Annotated in this window: 16 protein-coding genes; 9 read left to right on the top strand and 7 right to left on the bottom strand. The window is 69.5% G+C overall.

Annotated elements, in window-relative coordinates:
- Positions 1-13: 13 nt before the first annotated feature.
- Positions 14-1,705 (top strand): carbon starvation CstA family protein, encoded by a 1,692-nt coding sequence (locus AC6JA9_RS37360; protein ID WP_223746950.1) that lies wholly within the window; start codon positions 14-16, stop codon positions 1,703-1,705.
- 21 nt (positions 1,706-1,726) lie between these two features.
- Positions 1,727-4,369, top strand: coding sequence for a fused MFS/spermidine synthase (locus AC6JA9_RS37355; protein WP_408889032.1), 2,643 nt, complete (start codon positions 1,727-1,729; stop codon positions 4,367-4,369).
- A 2-nt stretch (positions 4,370-4,371) separates the two neighbouring features.
- Here the strand turns inward: AC6JA9_RS37355 and AC6JA9_RS37350 are convergent, their stop codons facing one another.
- Together AC6JA9_RS37350 and AC6JA9_RS37345 are read right to left on the bottom strand one after the other, a co-directional pair.
- Positions 4,372-5,148 carry a YoaK family protein gene (locus tag AC6JA9_RS37350; RefSeq protein ID WP_223746952.1) on the bottom strand — a complete coding sequence of 259 codons (777 nt, stop codon included), beginning with the start codon at positions 5,146-5,148 and terminating at the stop codon, positions 4,372-4,374.
- A gap of 65 nt (positions 5,149-5,213) precedes the next feature.
- Positions 5,214-5,558 carry a histidine triad nucleotide-binding protein gene (locus AC6JA9_RS37345; protein WP_408889034.1) on the bottom strand — a complete coding sequence of 115 codons (345 nt, stop codon included), beginning with the start codon at positions 5,556-5,558 and terminating at the stop codon, positions 5,214-5,216.
- A gap of 196 nt (positions 5,559-5,754) precedes the next feature.
- Between AC6JA9_RS37345 and hprK the strand changes: the two genes are divergently transcribed.
- The 7 genes from hprK to AC6JA9_RS37310 all read left to right on the top strand — a co-directional run bounded on the left by hprK (position 5,755) and on the right by AC6JA9_RS37310 (position 12,444).
- Complete coding sequence (gene hprK, locus AC6JA9_RS37340; RefSeq protein ID WP_223747245.1) at positions 5,755-6,720, top strand: HPr(Ser) kinase/phosphatase; 966 nt, start codon at positions 5,755-5,757, stop codon at positions 6,718-6,720.
- Positions 6,717-7,580, top strand: a complete 864-nt coding sequence (gene rapZ / locus AC6JA9_RS37335) for an RNase adapter RapZ (protein WP_141332937.1) — start codon at positions 6,717-6,719, stop codon at positions 7,578-7,580. Before hprK ends, rapZ begins: the two co-directional genes overlap by 4 nt.
- A 6-nt stretch (positions 7,581-7,586) precedes the next feature.
- The gene (locus AC6JA9_RS37330) at positions 7,587-8,135 is read left to right on the top strand and encodes a manganese efflux pump MntP (RefSeq protein ID WP_223746954.1); all 549 of its coding nucleotides are present in this window, start codon (positions 7,587-7,589) and stop codon (positions 8,133-8,135) included.
- Positions 8,136-8,278: 143 nt separating this feature from the next.
- Entirely contained in the window at positions 8,279-9,802 is a 1,524-nt protein-coding gene (locus AC6JA9_RS37325; protein WP_408889035.1) for a flavin-containing monooxygenase, read from the top strand.
- Entirely contained in the window at positions 9,795-10,898 is a 1,104-nt protein-coding gene (locus AC6JA9_RS37320) for an alpha/beta hydrolase (RefSeq protein WP_223746956.1), read from the top strand. Before AC6JA9_RS37325 ends, AC6JA9_RS37320 begins: the two co-directional genes overlap by 8 nt.
- Complete coding sequence (locus tag AC6JA9_RS37315; protein WP_141328636.1) at positions 10,895-11,740, top strand: SDR family NAD(P)-dependent oxidoreductase; 846 nt, start codon at positions 10,895-10,897, stop codon at positions 11,738-11,740. The genes AC6JA9_RS37320 and AC6JA9_RS37315 overlap by 4 nt, the downstream gene beginning before the upstream one ends.
- Complete coding sequence (locus AC6JA9_RS37310; RefSeq protein WP_223782677.1) at positions 11,737-12,444, top strand: QsdR family transcriptional regulator; 708 nt, start codon at positions 11,737-11,739, stop codon at positions 12,442-12,444. The genes AC6JA9_RS37315 and AC6JA9_RS37310 overlap by 4 nt, the downstream gene beginning before the upstream one ends.
- A 3-nt stretch (positions 12,445-12,447) precedes the next feature.
- Here AC6JA9_RS37310 and AC6JA9_RS37305 read toward each other — a convergent pair whose 3' ends face one another.
- The 5 genes from AC6JA9_RS37305 to AC6JA9_RS37285 all read right to left on the bottom strand — a co-directional run bounded on the left by AC6JA9_RS37305 (position 12,448) and on the right by AC6JA9_RS37285 (position 16,818).
- Positions 12,448-13,173: an immunity 52 family protein gene (locus AC6JA9_RS37305; RefSeq protein WP_408889036.1), complete on the bottom strand. Its 726-nt coding sequence runs from the start codon at positions 13,171-13,173 to the stop codon at positions 12,448-12,450.
- Positions 13,174-13,186: 13 nt separating this feature from the next.
- Positions 13,187-14,677 (bottom strand): Tox-REase-5 domain-containing protein, encoded by a 1,491-nt coding sequence (locus tag AC6JA9_RS37300; RefSeq protein WP_408889037.1) that lies wholly within the window; start codon positions 14,675-14,677, stop codon positions 13,187-13,189.
- Positions 14,678-14,842: 165 nt separating this feature from the next.
- A complete protein-coding gene (locus AC6JA9_RS37295; RefSeq protein ID WP_497958573.1) occupies positions 14,843-15,346 on the bottom strand; it encodes a hypothetical protein in 504 nt (167 codons plus the stop codon).
- Between the two features lie 276 nt (positions 15,347-15,622).
- Positions 15,623-16,267, bottom strand: coding sequence for a putative glycoside hydrolase (locus tag AC6JA9_RS37290; protein ID WP_408889039.1), 645 nt, complete (start codon positions 16,265-16,267; stop codon positions 15,623-15,625).
- Positions 16,264-16,818, bottom strand: coding sequence for a hypothetical protein (locus AC6JA9_RS37285; RefSeq protein ID WP_483578813.1), 555 nt, complete (start codon positions 16,816-16,818; stop codon positions 16,264-16,266). Before AC6JA9_RS37285 ends, AC6JA9_RS37290 begins: the two co-directional genes overlap by 4 nt.
- Between the last annotated feature and the right edge of the window lie 9 nt (positions 16,819-16,827).

Here is a 16,827-nt window from a genome sequence, read left to right as displayed (position 1 = left end):
AAAGCCTCGCGGCATGAGCCTCCCCCTGATTGCTGGAGTGTTCCTGGTGGTGCTGGCGCTGGGCTATCGCTTCTACGGAGGCTTCATCGCCCGGCAGTTCCGCCTGGATTCTGGAGCGGTGACGCCCGCGCACGCGAAGAGCGACGGCGTGGACTTCGTTCCGACCAGGCCCTTCTACCTGTTGGGCCAGCACTTCAGCGCGATTGCCGCGGCCGGGCCCATCGCCGGGCCCATCCTGGCGGCGCAGCAGTTCGGTTGGTTGCCGGCGCTCTTGTGGATTGCGGTGGGCTCGGTGTTCATCGGGGCGATGCATGACTTCGCCACGCTGGTGGCGAGCATCCGCCACGGCGCGGTCTCCATCGCGGAGGTGGTGCGCAGCCACCTGGGGCCCACCGCGGGGCTGGCGATGCTGGCCTTCATCTGGGTGGCGCTCGTCTACGTCATCGTCGCCTTCACGGACGCGACGGCGGCCACGTTCGTCAGCGGCGACGCGGAGCTGGAGGGGCTCACCTTCCGCTTCAACCCGGGCGGCGCGGTGGCGTTCGCGTCCATCGCGTACCTGCTGCTGGCGGTGGTGATGGGGCTGGTGGACCGCTGGCTCAAGCCGCCCCTGTGGCTGCAGACGCTCATCTTCGTGCCGGCGACGCTGGGCGTGGTGTACCTGGGCACGCGCATGTCCACGCTGCTGGTGCTGGATGCGCGAGGCTGGTCCGCGCTCATCCTGGCGTACTGCTTCGTCGCGTCGCTCACGCCCGTCTGGGTGCTGCTGCAGCCGCGCGGCTACCTGGGCGGCTTCGTGCTGTACGCCGCGCTGGCGGTGGGCGTGGTGGGCATCTTCTACGGCGGGCTGAGCGGAGAGCTGTCCATCCAGCAGCCCGCCTTCTCGGGCTTCAACGTCCCGGGGCCCGGCGGCGCGCTGTTCCCGTTCCTCTTCGTCACCATCGCGTGCGGCGCGTGCTCGGGGTTCCACGGGCTGGTGTGTTCGGGCACCACGTCGAAGCAGATCGACAAGGAGCCGCACTGCAAGCCGGTGGGCTACGGGGCGATGTTGCTGGAGGGCTTCGTGGCGGTCATCGCGCTGGCGACGGTGATGGTCGCCACCAAGGCGGAGCTGACGGGCAAGGCGCCGGGCGCGGTGTATGGCGCGGGGCTGGGGCGCTTCATCGTCACGGTGCTGGGCAAGGAGTACCTCGTCATCGCGACGACCTTCGGGGCCATGGCCTTCTCCACCTTCGTGTTCGACACGCTGGACGTGTCCACGCGGCTGGGGCGCTACATCCTCCAGGAGTTGTCGGGGAAGAAGGGCAAGGGCGCGGCGATGGTGGCCACCGCGGTGACGTGTGGAGTGCCGCTGGCCTTCGTGCTGCTGGCGGGCTCGGGAGCGTGGCGCTCGTTCTGGACGTTGTTCGGTACGTCGAACCAACTGCTCGCGTCGCTGTCGCTGCTCGGGGTCTGCGTGTGGCTCAAGAGCACGGGCCGGCCCTATGTGTATGCGCTGGTGCCCATGATGTTCGTGGGGGCCGTCACGCTCACCAGCCTGGTGCTCCTGGTGCGCGAGGCGCTGTCGCCGGCGAGCTCGGCGGCGTCGCGGGTGAACGGGGTGGTGGCGGTGGTGTTGCTCGCGTTGGCGCTGTCCCTCTTCGCCGCTGGGTCGCGCGCGCTGCGCTCCCGGCGCCATCCTCCCGCCGCGGCGCCGGCTGTCTGACGTACGCCTCCCAGGGTCTCCATGCTTCGATACTCCGTCGCCATCTTCACGAGCGCCTTCCTGTTGTTCGGGGTGCAGCCCCTGGCGGGGCGCTATGCGCTGCCCTGGTACGGCGGGACGCCCGGTGTGTGGACGGCGTGCATGCTCTTCTTCCAGGCGGCGCTCCTGGGCGGCTATGCGTACTCGCACGGGCTGGCCTCCCGGCTGACGCCGCGCCTGCAGGCGAAGGTGCACCTGGGTGTGCTGGCGTTGGCGGTGGCCGTGTTGGGGGTGAGGGCGCTGTGGGTGGGCTCGCCGGTGGCGCCGGGGCCCGAGTGGCGTCCGGTGGGCACGGACCTGGCGGTGCCGCGACTGCTGGCGATGCTGGCGGTCACCATCGGCCTGCCGTTCTTCGTGCTGAGCACCACGGGGCCGCTGCTCCAGTCCTGGTTCGCGAGGGCGCGGCCGGGGCGTTCGCCGTACGTGCTGTATGCGCTGTCGAACGTGGGCTCGCTGCTCGCGCTGCTGGGCTATCCGTTCCTGGTGGAGCCCTGGGTGGGGCGGGGCGCGCAGGCGTGGGGCTGGGGCGTGGGCTTCGTCCTCTTCGCGGTGGCCTGCGCGGTGTGCGCGGTGGATGTGCTGCGCCATGAGCGCTCGGCGGCGGCTCCCGTCGAGGGACAACTCGGCGTCACGGTGACGCACGTGGCGGCGGACGCGGCGTCACGGCTCGCGGTGGGTGCTGGCGCAGCAGGCGGCTTGGGCTCCGATGCGAATGCCGCGCTCATGGGAGGCTCGCGCGAAGCCGAGCCACACGTCGCGGCGGGCGCTGGCAGAGTGGTCTCGGGCGTCGATGCGAAGGCCTCGCCCGTGGCGGGCGCGGAGCCGCGAGCGACGGTAGGGGTTGGCGGAACGGTTTCGGGCGTCGATGCGAAGGCCTCGCCCGTGGCGGGCGCGGAGCCGCGAGCGACGGGAACGGTTTCGGGCGTCGATGCGAGCGAGGCTCTCGCCGGAGGCGCTTCGCGCGGGGGGACCGCCGGGCACGCCACGGACGCCGAGGCCGCGCACGCGGCCGCCTTCGCGGCGATGAAGCAGGAGGCGCGAGGTGGCGCGCTAGACGTCCCCGCGACGGAGCACCCGTCGAAGCCCGGCCTGAGGAACACGCTGGAGTGGCTGGGGCTGTCCACCTGCGCCTCCGTGCTGCTGCTCGCCACGACGAACCAGCTCTCGCAGGACGTAGCCGCGGGCCCGTTCCTCTGGGTGCTGCCGCTCGCCGTCTACCTGCTCACCTTCATCCTCGCCTTCTCGCGCGAGTCCTTCTACTCGCGCACGCTGTACTCGGTGCTGCTCATCGCCTCGGGCGCCGCGGCGGCGCACGCGCACGCGGCGGGTCCACACTTCCCGCTGCCGCTGCTGCTGCTGGCCTACGCCGCGTCACTCTTCGCCGGCTGCATGGTGTGCCACGGCGAGCTGTTCCGGCTGCGCCCCGCGCCTCGGCACCTGAGCGCCTTCTACCTGTGGGTCTCCGCGGGCGGTGTGCTGGGCGCGCTGTTCGTCAGCGGCGTGGCCACGAACTTCTTCCGCGCCTACTGGGAGTATCCGCTCTCGCTGGGCGGCTGCTGCCTCGTGGCGCTGTTGGGCCTGGCGAAGGCGCCCCCGGACGAGGCGCGCGGCCGGCGCGTGAGCCGGATGCTGCGCGGCGCGATGCTCATGATGGTGACGACGAACCTGTTCCTCTCGATGAGCCAGGACCTGGAGCGGGCCCGGTTCAGCGAGCGCAACTTCTTCGGCGTGGTGCGGGTGATGGAGCAGAACGCGGAGGACCCGGCGCTCCACCTCTTCGGCCTGCGCCACGGCGCCGTCACCCACGGCTGGCAGCTCGCCTCACCGGAGAACCGCTCGCGGCCCACGACCTATTACACGCGCGAGGCCGGACTGGGCCTGGCCATCGCCGAGCAGCGTCGACTGCGCCAGGCGGTGGGACTACCCCCTGGCCTGCACGTGGGGGTGCTCGGCCTGGGCGTGGGCACCAGCGCGGCGCTGCTCGAGAAGGGCGACCGGGGCCGCTACTACGAAATCAACCCGGCGGTCATCGAGCTGGCCCAGGGCAAGGGCGGCTTCTTCAGCTTCCTCGCGGACTCACCGGCCACCGCGACGATGGTGGAGGGCGACGCGAGAATCTCCCTGGAGCAGGAGCTGGAGCGCGGCGAGCCGCAGGGCTTCGACGTGCTGTCCCTGGACGTCTTCTCCTCGGACGCGGTGCCCGTGCACCTGCTCACCGAGGAGGCGGTGGCCCTCTACAAGCAGCACCTGGCCCCCCACGGCGTGCTGGCGATGCACATCAGCAACGTGCACCTGGACCTGGTGCCGGTGGCGCTGGCGCACGCGCGCAAGCTGGGCATGCACGCGACGTTCGTCTTCCACGAGACGAAGGACGACGCCCTGCGCAGCAACTGGATGCTGCTGAGCCCGGACCGCGAGTTCTCCTGGGGCCCCACCTTCACCCGCGCCACCGCGCGCGTGCGGCGCCTGGGTCTGCGCGGCGAGCCGGACTTCACCTGGACCGATGACCGCAGCAGCGTGCTGCGCGTGCTGCGCCAGGGCGGCCCCGACTCGCGCGTCCTGGACGTGGAGGCCTCCTCGGGCCCGCCGCCCACCCAGCCCCTGGCCCAGCCCGCGTCCCCGTGAGGTCACGCCCGTGACGTGGAGCCTCGCGGCGCCCCGCGCGCCGCGGCCGGGCTCAAGTCCAGCCCGATGAGCAGCAGCAGCACCACACACGGCAGCCCCAGCGCCGCGGGCCCGTGGCGCAGGTAGAGCAACGGCCCGCCGGTGCACCCCAGCAGGAACGACAACCCCAGTCCCAGGTGCAGCCGCGTGCGCTCGAACTCGATGGCCGAGGGCAGGGCGCGCAGGCGCCTGAGCACCCCCGTCACCCCCTGGCCGCGCGAGCCATCCCGCACCCACGCGAACATCTGCACCAGCTGGATGCCGATGTCCGTGAGGATGCCGGTGACATGCGTCGTGCGCACCACCGCGCCGGACACGCGCGTGACGAGCGCGTTCTGCAGCCCCATCGCGAACGCCAGCGCCCACAGCAGCACCGGCGCACGCGCACCCGGCGCCGCGTCGAGCGCCACGCCGATGCCCGCCAGCGTCACCACCTCCACCGCGAGCGCGGCCACGTGCCGACCCCGCTCGCGCCGCCGGGACGCATCCAGCAGCGCCGCCGCGCACACCGCGCCGACCACGAAGGCCAGCAGCACCTGGGCGGCCCGGAACGCCAGCGCGCCGTCCCCCAGCGCGAGCGACTCGCCCAGGGACGCCATGTTCCCGGACATGTGGGACGTGTGCACGCCGAGCGCCACGAAGCCCGTCGCGTTCACCGTGCCCGCCACCGCCGCGAGCAGCAGGGCCAGCACCGTGTAGGCACGACGATTCGCGGGAGTCGATTCCGTGGAGAAGGGCATCGCCGGCGCACCCCTCGCGCCTCACGGGACAGACACTAGCAACCGGTGGGCCCCACCGCTTCGCCTCACCCCGGAGGCCAGGTGAGCGAGCGGCCAGCCAGGAGGTGCAGGTGGATGTGGAACACCGTCTGCCCCGCATCGCCGTTCGTGTTCATCACCACCCGGTAGCCGTTGGCGTCGTGGCCCAGCTCCTTGACCAGCTTCGCCGCCGCGGTGAAGAGGTGGCCCACCGTGGCCTCGTCCTCCGCCGCGATGTCGTTCACCGTCGGGATGTGCTTGTGGGGGATGAACAGGACGTGCGTGGGCGCCTGAGGGTTGATGTCCTTGAACGCCAGGCAGACGTCGTCCTTGTAGACCACTTTGGCCGGGATGAGGCCGTCTCGAATCTTGCAGAAGAGGCAGTCGGACATGGCCGGGGCTTACCAACCCGCCGGACGCCGGGAAATGGCCATGGCGCGCATTGTTGAGGCGCCAATCGGTGGCCCGGGCGCCCGAGGCCGGCGGGCCGGTGGTCGGGTGGGCAATCGGCGGTAGAGGTAGGGGATGCCATGCCCCGTGGGCACTTCGACTCAAAAGGTCCCACCGGTGATATTCCAGGCCCCGACGATGAAATCCATCCGCATCTCCCAGCTCATCGAGGACCACGACTACGACCTGCGGCTGACGCTCGTCGCGGGCGCGGCGGGCCTGACGAGGACGGTGGACTCGCCGCGCATCCAGAAGCCGGGGCTGGCGCTGGCGGGGTTCACCGAGCACCTCCACCCCCGCCGCGTCCAGGTGTTCGGCAACACCGAGATTTCCTACCTGGCCACCCTCCCCGAGTCGCGGCAGCGCGAGGCCCTGTCCAAGCTCTTCGAGGAGGAGGACCTGGCCTGCGTCGTCGTCACCAAGGAGCTGGAGATTCCCCCCGTGCTGGTCACCGCCTGCGAGGCGGAGGGCCTGGCCCTGATGAAGACGCCGCTGCTCTCCAGCGACTTCATCACCCGCGTCCAGTCCTTCCTGGAGGAGGCCCTCACCGAGTCCAGCAGCCTGCACGGCGTGCTGATGGACGTCTTCGGCGTGGGCATCCTGCTCCTGGGCAAGAGTGGCATCGGCAAGAGCGAGATTGCCCTGGACCTGGTGATGCGCGCCCACCGCCTGGTGGCCGACGACATCGTCGACGTCACCCGCCGCAAGGGCGCCGTCTACGGGGCCGGTAATCCGGTCATCAAGCACCACATGGAAATCCGGGGCTTGGGCATCATCAACATCAAGGACCTGTTCGGCGTGGCGGCGGTCCGCGAGCAGAAGAAGATTGAGCTCGTCATCGAGTTGCAGGAGTGGGACCCCCATCAGGAGTACGACCGGCTGGGGGTGGAGGACAAGCACCTGCAGATTGTGGGTGTGGACATCCCGCTGTCGGTGGTACCCGTGCGTCCTGGCCGTAACATGGCGACCATCATCGAGGTGGCCGCCCGCAACCAGTTGTTGAAGCATCAGGGCCACCACTCGGCGCGGGAGTTCGCCGAGCGGCTCAACCGGGCCATCGCCGAAGGGGCGATGCGCCGCACCCTGGGAGAAGAGGTCGAGTGACCGCGCCCGCGAAACAGTTGGTCGTCATCACCGGCATGTCCGGCTCCGGCAAGTCCACCGCCATCCGGGCGTTGGAGGACGCGGGGTTCTTCTGCATCGACAACCTGCCGGTGGTGCTGTTGCCCAAGCTCACGGAGCTGGCGGGCGGTGGCAACATCGAGCGCATGGCGCTGGTGGTGGACGTGCGCGAGGGCGTCTTCCTCAAGGAGGCCCCGCGCATGCTCGACGAGGTGCGTCGCGCCGGCCACCACGTGGAGGTGCTCTTCCTCGACTCGAGCGACGACAGCCTCATCCGTCGCTTCAGCGAGACGCGCCGCCGCCATCCTCTCGCCCCCAACGGCACCGTCGCCGACGGCATCAAGGCGGAGCGCGAGGCGCTGAGGGATTTGCGCGAAATCGCGGACCAGGTCATCGACTCGTCGGTGCTCAACGTCCACGACCTGAAGCGCATGGTGCAGGCGCGCTTCAGCCCGGAGCCCGCCGCGGGCCCCAGCCTGTCGGTGATGTCGTTCGGCTACCGCTACGGCGTGCCGCCGCAGGCGGACCTGGTGCTGGACGTGCGCTTCTTGCCCAACCCGTACTTCGTCCCGGAGATGAAGGGGCTGACGGGCAAGGTGCCGAAGGTGGCCGCGTACGTGCTGGACCGCGACGAGGCGCAGCAGTTCCTCGAGAAGGTGGTGGACCTCTGCCGCTTCCTGTTCCCCCGCTACCAGAAGGAGGGGAAGGCGTACCTCACGGTGGCCCTGGGGTGCACGGGCGGCAAGCACCGCTCGGTGGCCATCGCGGCGGAGCTCACCCGCCGGCTGACCGATGAGAACACCCGCGTCCAGCTATGGGACCGGGACATCGAGAAGGAATAGCCGGAGATGACCCTGTTCCTGCTCGCGCTCGGGGTGGCGATGGACGCCACCGCCGTCTCCGGAGGCATGGCCATCCGCGGGGCGCGTCCGCCAGACATCCTGAAGCTGGCGGTGACGTTCGGCCTGTTCCAGTTCGGCATGTCCCTGGCCGGCGCGCTCGGGGGCAAGGTCATCCTCACGCGCTTCGCGGCGGTGGACCACTGGATTGCCTTCGGGCTGCTCGCCCTGGTGGGCGGGCACATGATCTACGAGGCGTTCTCCCACGACGAGGAGGAGCGCGCCGCGTCGACGGGCATCAAGCTGCCCATGCTGATGACGCTGGGCGTGGCCACCAGCATCGACGCGCTCGCCGTCGGCGTGACGCTGCCCGCGCTGGAGCTGGGGGTCATCCTCTCCACCGGCCTCATCGGCGTGCTCACCTTCGTGCTGTCCGTCCTGGGCGCGTGGGCGGGCAAGCGGCTGGGTGAGCGCTTCGGCACCAGCATCGAGCTGCTCGGAGGCGTGGTGCTCATCGGCATCGGCCTCAAGACGCTCGTCGAGCACCTGAACCACTGACGTCCCCACTGGCGGGCCCTCGCGAGCGACGGCCTTGTCAGAAATGAGTCAAGGTTGCGAAGTGACTCATGACGCGCCATGGTAGGAATCCGTGGCGCGGGCGGGGTAGGCGACGGGCGGGTTTCCTGGAGCGGAGGTAGGAGATGTCCCTGGCTCGGGTCCGGCACTTCCACGTGGCCATCGCCGGCAGCGGCTTTGGTGGCCTGGGCATGGCCATCCGTCTGAAGCAGGAGGGGATGGAGGACTTCGTCATCCTGGAGCGGGCGGGGGACGTGGGCGGTGTCTGGCGGGACAACGTGTACCCTGGCTGCGCGTGTGACGTGCCCTCGCACCTGTACTCGTTCTCCTTCGCGCCCAACCCGCGTTGGTCGCGGGCGTACTCATCGCAGCCGGAGATTCACGCGTACCTGCGTGACTGCGCGGGGCGCTTCGGGGTGCTGCCGCACGTGCGCTTCCACCACACCGTGGAGGAGGCCTCCTGGGACGAGGCCGCGCAGCACTGGCGCCTCCAGACGTCCCAGGGGCTGTTCACCGCGGACGTGTTCATCTTCGCGGCGGGCGCGTTCAGCGAGCCCGTGGTGCCCACGCTGCCGGGGTTGGAGCGCTTCCAGGGCAAGGTGATGCACTCGGCCCGGTGGGATTCGAGCTACGCGCTGGAGGGGCGCCGGGTGGCGGTGGTGGGCACGGGCGCGTCCGCCATCCAGTTCGTGCCGGTCATCCAGCCGAAGGTGTCGCGGCTGGTCCTGTTCCAGCGCACGCCGCCGTGGATTCTGCCGCGCGAGGACCGTCCCATCGCCGCATGGAGACAGTGGCTGTATGCGCGAGTTCCTGGGGCGCGGTGGCTGACGCGCCTGGGCATCTACGCGGTGAAGGAGCTGTCCGCGCTGGCCTTCATGCACCCGTGGATCATCCGGCTTGCCCAGCGAGGGGCGAAGCGGCACCTGCGCGACTCGGTGAAGGACCCGGTGCTGCGCGCGAAGCTCACGCCCGGCTACACGATGGGCTGCAAGCGCGTGCTCGTCTCGGACGACTACCTGCCGGCGCTGACCCGGGACAATGTCGAGGTCGTCACGGAGGGCCTCCAGGAGGTGCGCGAGCACTCCGTCGTCACCACGACGGGCGCGGAGCACCCGGTGGACGCGCTCATCTTCGGCACGGGCTTCCAAATCACGGAGCCGGCCTTCGCGCGACACATCCGGGGACGGGATGGGCGCTCGCTGACCCAGACGTGGGCGGGGAGCATGAAGGCGCACCTGGGCACGTCGGTGAGCGGCTTCCCCAACTTCTTCATGCTGCTGGGACCCAACACGGGATTGGGGCACACGTCCGTCATCCTGATGATGGAGGCCCAGTTCGCGCATGTGCTCAGCGCGCTGCGCTACCTGGAGGGGCGAGGGCTCGCGGCGGTGGAGCCCACGTCCGACGCGCAGGAGGCGTTCATCCAGGACGTCGACACGCGGATGGCGCGGACGGTCTGGCTCACGGGCGGGTGCGTGAGCTGGTATCTGGACGCCACCGGGCGCAACTCCACGCTGTGGCCCGGCTTCACGTTCTCCTACCACCATCGAGTCTCCGCCTTCGAGCCGTCGGAGTACGTGGCCATCGCCCGGCACGGGCGCTCGAGCGCGACGACGGGGACTCGTCACCGGAAGCTGGCACATGGCTGATGACACGAAGCTCACCCTCCTGGAGCGCCTGGAGTTCAAGGTCGCGAGCGCGCTGTTCCGCCTGCCGCCGCCGATGCTGGTGCGCTTGTCCGGCAAGCCGCCGGTGGTGATTGACGGGCTGCGCCTGCACCCCGAGGTGCAGCTGCTGCTCTCGCTGCGGGAGCGCAAGGGCGTGCCCCGGAAGTCGGAGCTGCCTCTCGCCGAGTCGCGGAACCGGCTGCGGCGCGAGGCGCTGATGCACTCGGGGGCGCTGGAGCCGGTGGCGTCGGTCACGTCGCGGGTGCTCGAGACGAAGCAGGGCCCGCTGCGGGCGCGGCACTATGTCCCGCCCGGGGACTCACGGGGGCGGCCGCTGCTGGTGTTCTTCCATGGCGGTGGGTTCGTGATGGGGGATTTGGACACGCATGACTCGCCGTGCCGGCGGCTGTGTCACCACGCGGGCGTGCACGTGCTCTCCATCGACTACCGGCTGGCGCCCGAGCACCCGTTCCCCTCGGCGGTGGAGGACGCGATTGCCGCGTTCGAGTGGGCGCTGGAGCACGCGGAGGCGCTGGGCGCGGACCCGGAGCGGGTGGCGGTGGGAGGTGACAGCGCGGGTGGGAACCTGGCGGCCGTCGTCGCGCAGCACACGGTGCGCGAGGGCACGCGCAAGCCGGCGCTCCAGTTCCTGTTGTACCCGACGATGGACCGCACCCGGGACTGGGGCTCGCTGTCGCACTTCGCGGAGGGGTTCTTCCTCACGCGCGTGGATGTCGAGTGGTACCAGGAGCAGTACATGATGGGCAGCACGACGCCGCTGGCGGACCCCCGGGTCTCTCCGCGTCAGGAGAAGTCGCTAGCGGGGGCGCCACCGGCGCTCATCGTCACGGCGGGGTTCGACCCGCTGCGGGACGAGGCGGAGGCGTACGCGACGGCGCTGCGGGAGGCGGGGACGCCGACGACGCTGCGCCGCTTCGACTCGCTGGTGCATGCGTTCGCGAACATGTCGGGGCTGAGTCGGGCCTGTCGGGAGGCGACGGTGGAGGTCGCGCGGTTGCTGCGCCGGATGCTCGACGAGGTGGAGCCGAGCCGGGCGCGAAACGGAGCCAGCACATGAAGACGGTGAAGGACAAGGTCGCGGCAATCACGGGCGCGGGCTCGGGCATTGGCCGGGCCACGGCGGTGTTGCTGGCGAAGCGGGGCTGTCACCTGGCGCTGTCGGACGTGAATCCGCAGGGCCTGGCGGAGACGGAGGCGAAGTGCCGGGAGCACGGGGTGCGCGTGCGGGTGGACCGGGTGGACGTGGCGAAGCGCGAAGAGGTGCACGCGTGGGCGGACGAGGTGGCGCGGGAGTTCGGCGCGGTGCACATCGTCATCAACAACGCGGGGGTGGCGTTGGGGGCGACCATCGAGGACACGCGGTACGAGGACTTCGAGTGGTTGATGAACATCAACTTCTGGGGCGTGGTGTACGGCACGAAGGCGTTCCTGCCGCACCTGAAGGCGGTGGACGCGGGGCACATCGTCAACGTGTCGAGTGTGTTCGGGCTCATCGGGGTGCCGACGCAGGCGGCGTACAACGCGGCGAAGTTCGCGGTGAAGGGGTTCACGGAGGCGCTGCGGCAGGAACTGGAGGTGGAGGGGGGGAGCATCGGCGTCACGTGTGTGCACCCTGGGGGCATCAAGACGAACATCGCGCGCAACGCGAGGGTGACGGTGCGGCGGGGGTGGACGGATGAGCGCTCGTCGAGTGACTTCGAGAAGGCGTTCGCCACGACGCCGGAGCGCGCGGCGGAGGACATCGTCACGGCCATCCACAAGAACCGGCGTCGTCAGCTCATCGGCGGGGACGCGGTGCTCATCGACTTCATGCAGCGGCTGTTGCCCACGCTGTACCAGCGCGTGTTGGTGGCGGGGATGAAGCGGCGGCGCCGGAAGATGCTGAGCGCGGCGACATGAAGCGGACGGGGGCGAAGCCCGTGCGGCGGAGCGCGAAGGGGGCGCCGTCGAGGACGACGCGTCCGGCCTCGCGCGAAAAGGCGCGGGTGCGGGTGACGCCGTTGTCGAAGCGGTTGGAGGCGCCATCGAGGGCGACGCCGAGGGATTTGTTCGCGTTGGCGATGCGGTGGTGGAGCGAGGGGGAGCGGTTCGACATCGGCAGGATGGCGCAGGAGCTGGGCGTCAGTCGGGCGACGGTGTTCCGGTGGGCGGGGACGCGCGAGCTGCTCTACGGGGAGGTGCTCTCGGCCCGGTTCGACGCGGCGTTGACGGCGGCGAGGGGCGAGTTCCAGGGCGAGGGCGCGGCGTACCTGGCGAACGTCACCGAGCGGCTCATCCAGCTGATTGTGGAGGACGCGCCGCTCAGGCGCTTCATCCAGCAGGACTCCGAGTACGCGATGCGCGTGCTGATGTCGAAGAGCAGCCGCGTGGAGGAGCGCTGCGCGGCGAGCATCCGCAGGGCGTTGGAGGAGGGCGTGAGGGACAAGCTCATCCGACCGGCGATGAACCTGGATGCGCTGTCGAACGTCATCGTCCGGGTGGGACAGTTCTTCCTGTACCGGGACGCGCTGACGGGAGACCCACCGGACGTGGAGTCCGCGATTACGGCGACGCTCATCCTGCTCACCGCGGAGGCGGGCGACGCGCGGTGGCGCAGGCGGTGAGACTCAGGGGGGGCCGCTGAGTGGCTTCAGCAGCCCTGCCTGGTCCAACAGCGCTCGCACTTGCTCCGCCAGGGCCACGTGTTCCGGGTTGCTCACCGTGAAGCGTTCGGGGGTGAGGATGATGAGCGTGCCCTTGTCGCCCACGGCTTCGACGCGCACCGGTGCGGGAAGGGACGGCACCGTGCCCCGATGCCGTGCGAGATAGGTGACCCAGCCCACGTAAGGAGTCCCCTTGGGACGGTGTGGCTTCTGCAGGTCTCGGTGTTGCTCCGAAATCGCCACGCCCCAATCCGGCTCCCAGGCGTCAGCTGTATGTCGCAGGAGCGCTGAGAGCGCGGGTTCCGACAGGAGCCGCTCCAAGCTCGGGCCCCTACTGGGCAGCGTGTAGACACACCGGTTTCCGACCCATTCAGAGGAGCCGCCACATGCGATGAGGAAGCTGGTGGTCTCGACATCAACACTGGCGCCATTCCACCCCGCGATGCTGAATCCCAGCTCGTCGACGACCCGGTCCTTGCTCCGGCGGACGAAAGGCTCCAGCTCCGCCAACTGAGGAAGCAGTGGGCGCTTCAGTGCTTCGGCGCGTGACTTGCCCTGTTGGAACCAGTGCGCGAGCGAGGAGTCTACGGCTGGAAGCCGGTCGAGAAGGACTTGGAGTCGAAGCGCGCACTCCTCCGCCGACTCCTTCCTGGCTCCCCAATAGACTCCTGCGTAGTAGCTCTCGGTCACGGCTCAAGGTTCCTCAGGGAAGAGGAGGCGTGAAGATGACTTCGATTCCCTCGACATCGTTGGCATCGAACAACTTCCGGATGGCCTCGGTGGTTCTCTCCTCCGCGATGTGCCATCGAATGGGCGCCCCTCTCGCGACGGCGCGCTGACGATTCGCCTGGTCGACGAGCGCCTTGGCGCCCGACCCTTCGAACCAGACCTTCGGCTTGAGGTCGTCGAGGAACTTGTTCGCATAGCCCGGTCCCTTCGCCTCCAGCAACACGCCCTGCTCGAAGCCATCGAACTTCACGCCACCGACCCAGTATGCCTCGTCCGCCGAGTGACCGGAGATCTGTTCCTGGTAGCGGCGAGCGCGGGGGGACATGGACTCCTTCGCGGGGCCCCACTGTCCCGGTCCAGGACCACCCGACGGTTGCATGGTCGCGGAGTTGACCCGATGAAGCACGATGGCCGCGCCAGGCCCGCCGCCTACAACGGTGGCTGCACGGCCGATGGGCACCGCGAGACGCTCCACTCGGAGCGCCCCCTGCGCTGACAGGGACAGCACCGGAGCGTGTGCTTCGGCGCCCGCCAGGGCTCCCGTCACCGAGCGAGTCGTGGCCGAGGCCGTCCCCGCCGTGACGAGGAGGTTGGTCGCCAGCTCAGCGGCGGCGCGGACCTGCTCTCCGCGAGTCATGTGCCGGAAGCGCTCGAAGTAGGCGGGAGACGCGGTGATGAGCGCGGCCACTCCGGAGGGCAGGTTCTTCAGCTCGGCGAGGCTGTCGAGCGGATGGGTGAGCAACTGCCCCACCGAGAGCGCCAGCTTCAGGAACGCGGACTCCGCTCCATCCAGCGCGCGACCGAGATAGTCCGCGTCGTCGTACACCTCGACGAACACGGCGCTGTCGATGGGCTCCAGTCGCTCGTCCGCGAGCCGGAAGACGAAGCCGTTGCTGACATAGAAGCGTCCCAGTTCGAAGTGATGCGCCCGGAACGCCCCATCTTCCCATGCGACCTCACCGATGCGTTGTTGCGCCCGCCCTGTGAGCGCCCACGCCAGGCATCCATCCGGACGGAGCACCGCTATCTGACGGAAGCGTCCAACGCGCCGCTGTAACTCGGCGGGCGCCACCGGCCCTCGCTCGATAACTTCACGCAGCAGGTGGCCCACCACCATTCGCGAAGGAAAGGTCCCAAGAGTGACAGGCTTGCGCAGAAGCGTCGCGAGCAGCCGCGCCGCCTGCGCTGGCGTGAGAGTGTTGCCGGGGATGGGCCGGTCGTCCTGCTCCTCGAGCCCGGCGTTCCTCAGCAGCGCCTCGAACGTGTCGACGCGCTCTCCTGGCGCGCTCCGGATTCCGGCCGACGAAGACGCGCGCGCGGTTTCGGTATCGTCGCGAAGAACCTCCCCTGACCGAGCATCGTGCTGTCGAAGCACGGAGGTACGACGTCGACCTGCTGACGACTCGACTCCCGAACAACCCATCAGAAGGATGGCAAGGCACAGCAGCCAGAGACCGGCACGCATGCTTCACCTCAGTCCATCATGGGCAGCGTCCATGTCGGCGGATGCTGGCATCCCTGTCTGACAGAGGGCATTGTCAGACAGTCGTCTGCCGCACGACGACAGGGCAGTACCCTGTCGCCGTGAAGACCGAGGGCACATGGAAGACGCCCTCACGCGCCCGATGCGTTACTGCCAGGTGCCGTTGCAGCACTCGGCGCCGCACTGTCCGCTGGACACGCAGGCCCGGCCAGCGAAGGGGCCACCCAGACACCGGCCGTTGAGCTTCGCGGAGCAGCCAATGGTGATGGAAGACGGGACACGCTGTCCGTCGTTGTAGGTCACCCCGCCGAACGAGCACGTCCGACAAGCCTGGGTGACGCCATCACAAGTGGCGAAGCCCGTGGGTCCATTCGCCGCAGAACACGTGGCCGTCCCCGTGCAATTCAGCGTGGTGCAGGTGCCGCAGACCGCCGTGGCGGTACATGCGACGAGGCTCGGGTCCTGCTCGGCCGTGTCCTGCTCGGCCGTGTCCTGCTCGGCCGTGTCCTGCTCGGCCGTGTCCTGGGACAGCGCGCTCTCGGAGGCCATCGCCTCCGTGCCCCCCTCACCCGGCTGCGGCTCGGGGCTGCATGCGCCCAGGAACATCGACAGCAGGGCGGCGGTGACGAGGGAGAGTCTGGTTCGAGTCATGACGAGGCAACTCCTACGGCCCGGGGGAGGCCGTCGATGGGGTGTCACTGCGGACATGACGGCCCTGCGCCTGCTGTCGCGCGCGAGTCACCCCATCGGTCGGTCGCGGCCCGTCGGCGGTCATGCTGCGCGGCCGAGACGGAGGATGCAATTTCGAGTCGAAGTTGCCGACCGAGCGGCAATGACTGCCAGACCGAACCTGGGTGGCGATGGACTCGGAATTGCAAATGTGCAATCATTGCAATTGCGCGCGCCGCCGCCACCCAGGCCCACCGGCTAGTTCGTGAAGTACAGATTGTCGAGCAAGAGCGTATTACCCGAGGGCCCCGCGCCGGACAGCAGCACGAACGGCGCCTGCACCGCCGCCAGGTTCACGCCCCCCGCCGCGAAGTCCGCCAGGGGGATGGCCAGGTGGTGCCACTGTCCATCATTCGCATACCCATACTTCGTCGCGTCGACCTGGAAGCCCTCCGTGTCGTTCATCCCAATCTTCACCGCGGCGAACCCCGGGTCCGACGACTGCAAGCTCACGTGCAGCGTCTTCCATCCATCCAGGCTGTGCGGCGTGTCCCAGTGGATGCCGAAGCCGAGCCACGCCTTGCCCGCGTGGACCACCCGGTCCGACAGCTTCCCCTCCACGCGCGTCGTCGACGAAGCAATCGAGACCGTGCCCTCGTACAGGTAGATGTGCGAGTCCACGTCGTTGATGATGATCTCCTCCGAGCGTCCTCCCTCGTAGAAGCCCACGAACAGCCGCCGCTGGCCCTGCTGGTAGGGGAACGGACCCGGCAGGAACTCCTCCTCCGGATTCGGTCCCGCGTCCCCCTGCACCGACGGCTGATGGTTCTCGTAGTCGGACTCGCCCGGGTCCGGCCGGCAGGCCCCCAGCATCAGCAGCACCACGCCCAAGGTCCGCTTCATGGCCGCACCGCCTTGTCCGCGCCGCTCGAGGTCCGCACCAGCACCCACCCGCCCGTCACCGTCCCACCCATCTCCACGATGGCCTTGTACGCCGGCGTCACCAGCTCGTACTGAATCGTCCCCGTGGCGTCGTACGTCACCGCGTCCGGGAAGTTGTCGAGCACCGACTGGTACGCCTTGATGGCCAGCTCGCGCACCACCGGCAGGTCCTGCTGCGACGCGAGCCCGTTCTGGTACACGCCCAGCAGGTTCAACCCCACGTAGTACTGCGCCTCGCCATACGGTCCGCGCGCCAGCAGGGTGGCCCACGCGTAGAACGAGGCCACCGGCCCCGCGTTGGCCTGGATGAGCCACTTCGTCTCCGCCCCCGGCGTCGAGTCCACGAAGGGGTTGTTCGGGTCGTCCAGGATGGTGGTGCTCGGGTACACGCCCATCGTCGCGTCGTGGACCTGGAGCGTCAGGTCCTCCATCGACTCGCCATAGACATAGCTCGCGCGGTCGTAGCACCCGGAGGCGGCCAGCGCCGCGAGGAGCACAAGACACGTCTTCATCCGTCGTCC

It is taken from the genome of Myxococcus sp. MH1 (assembly GCF_059738865.1).
Note: the sequence above shows the minus strand (reverse complement) of the source record. Positions and strands in the feature narration are given on the sequence as shown.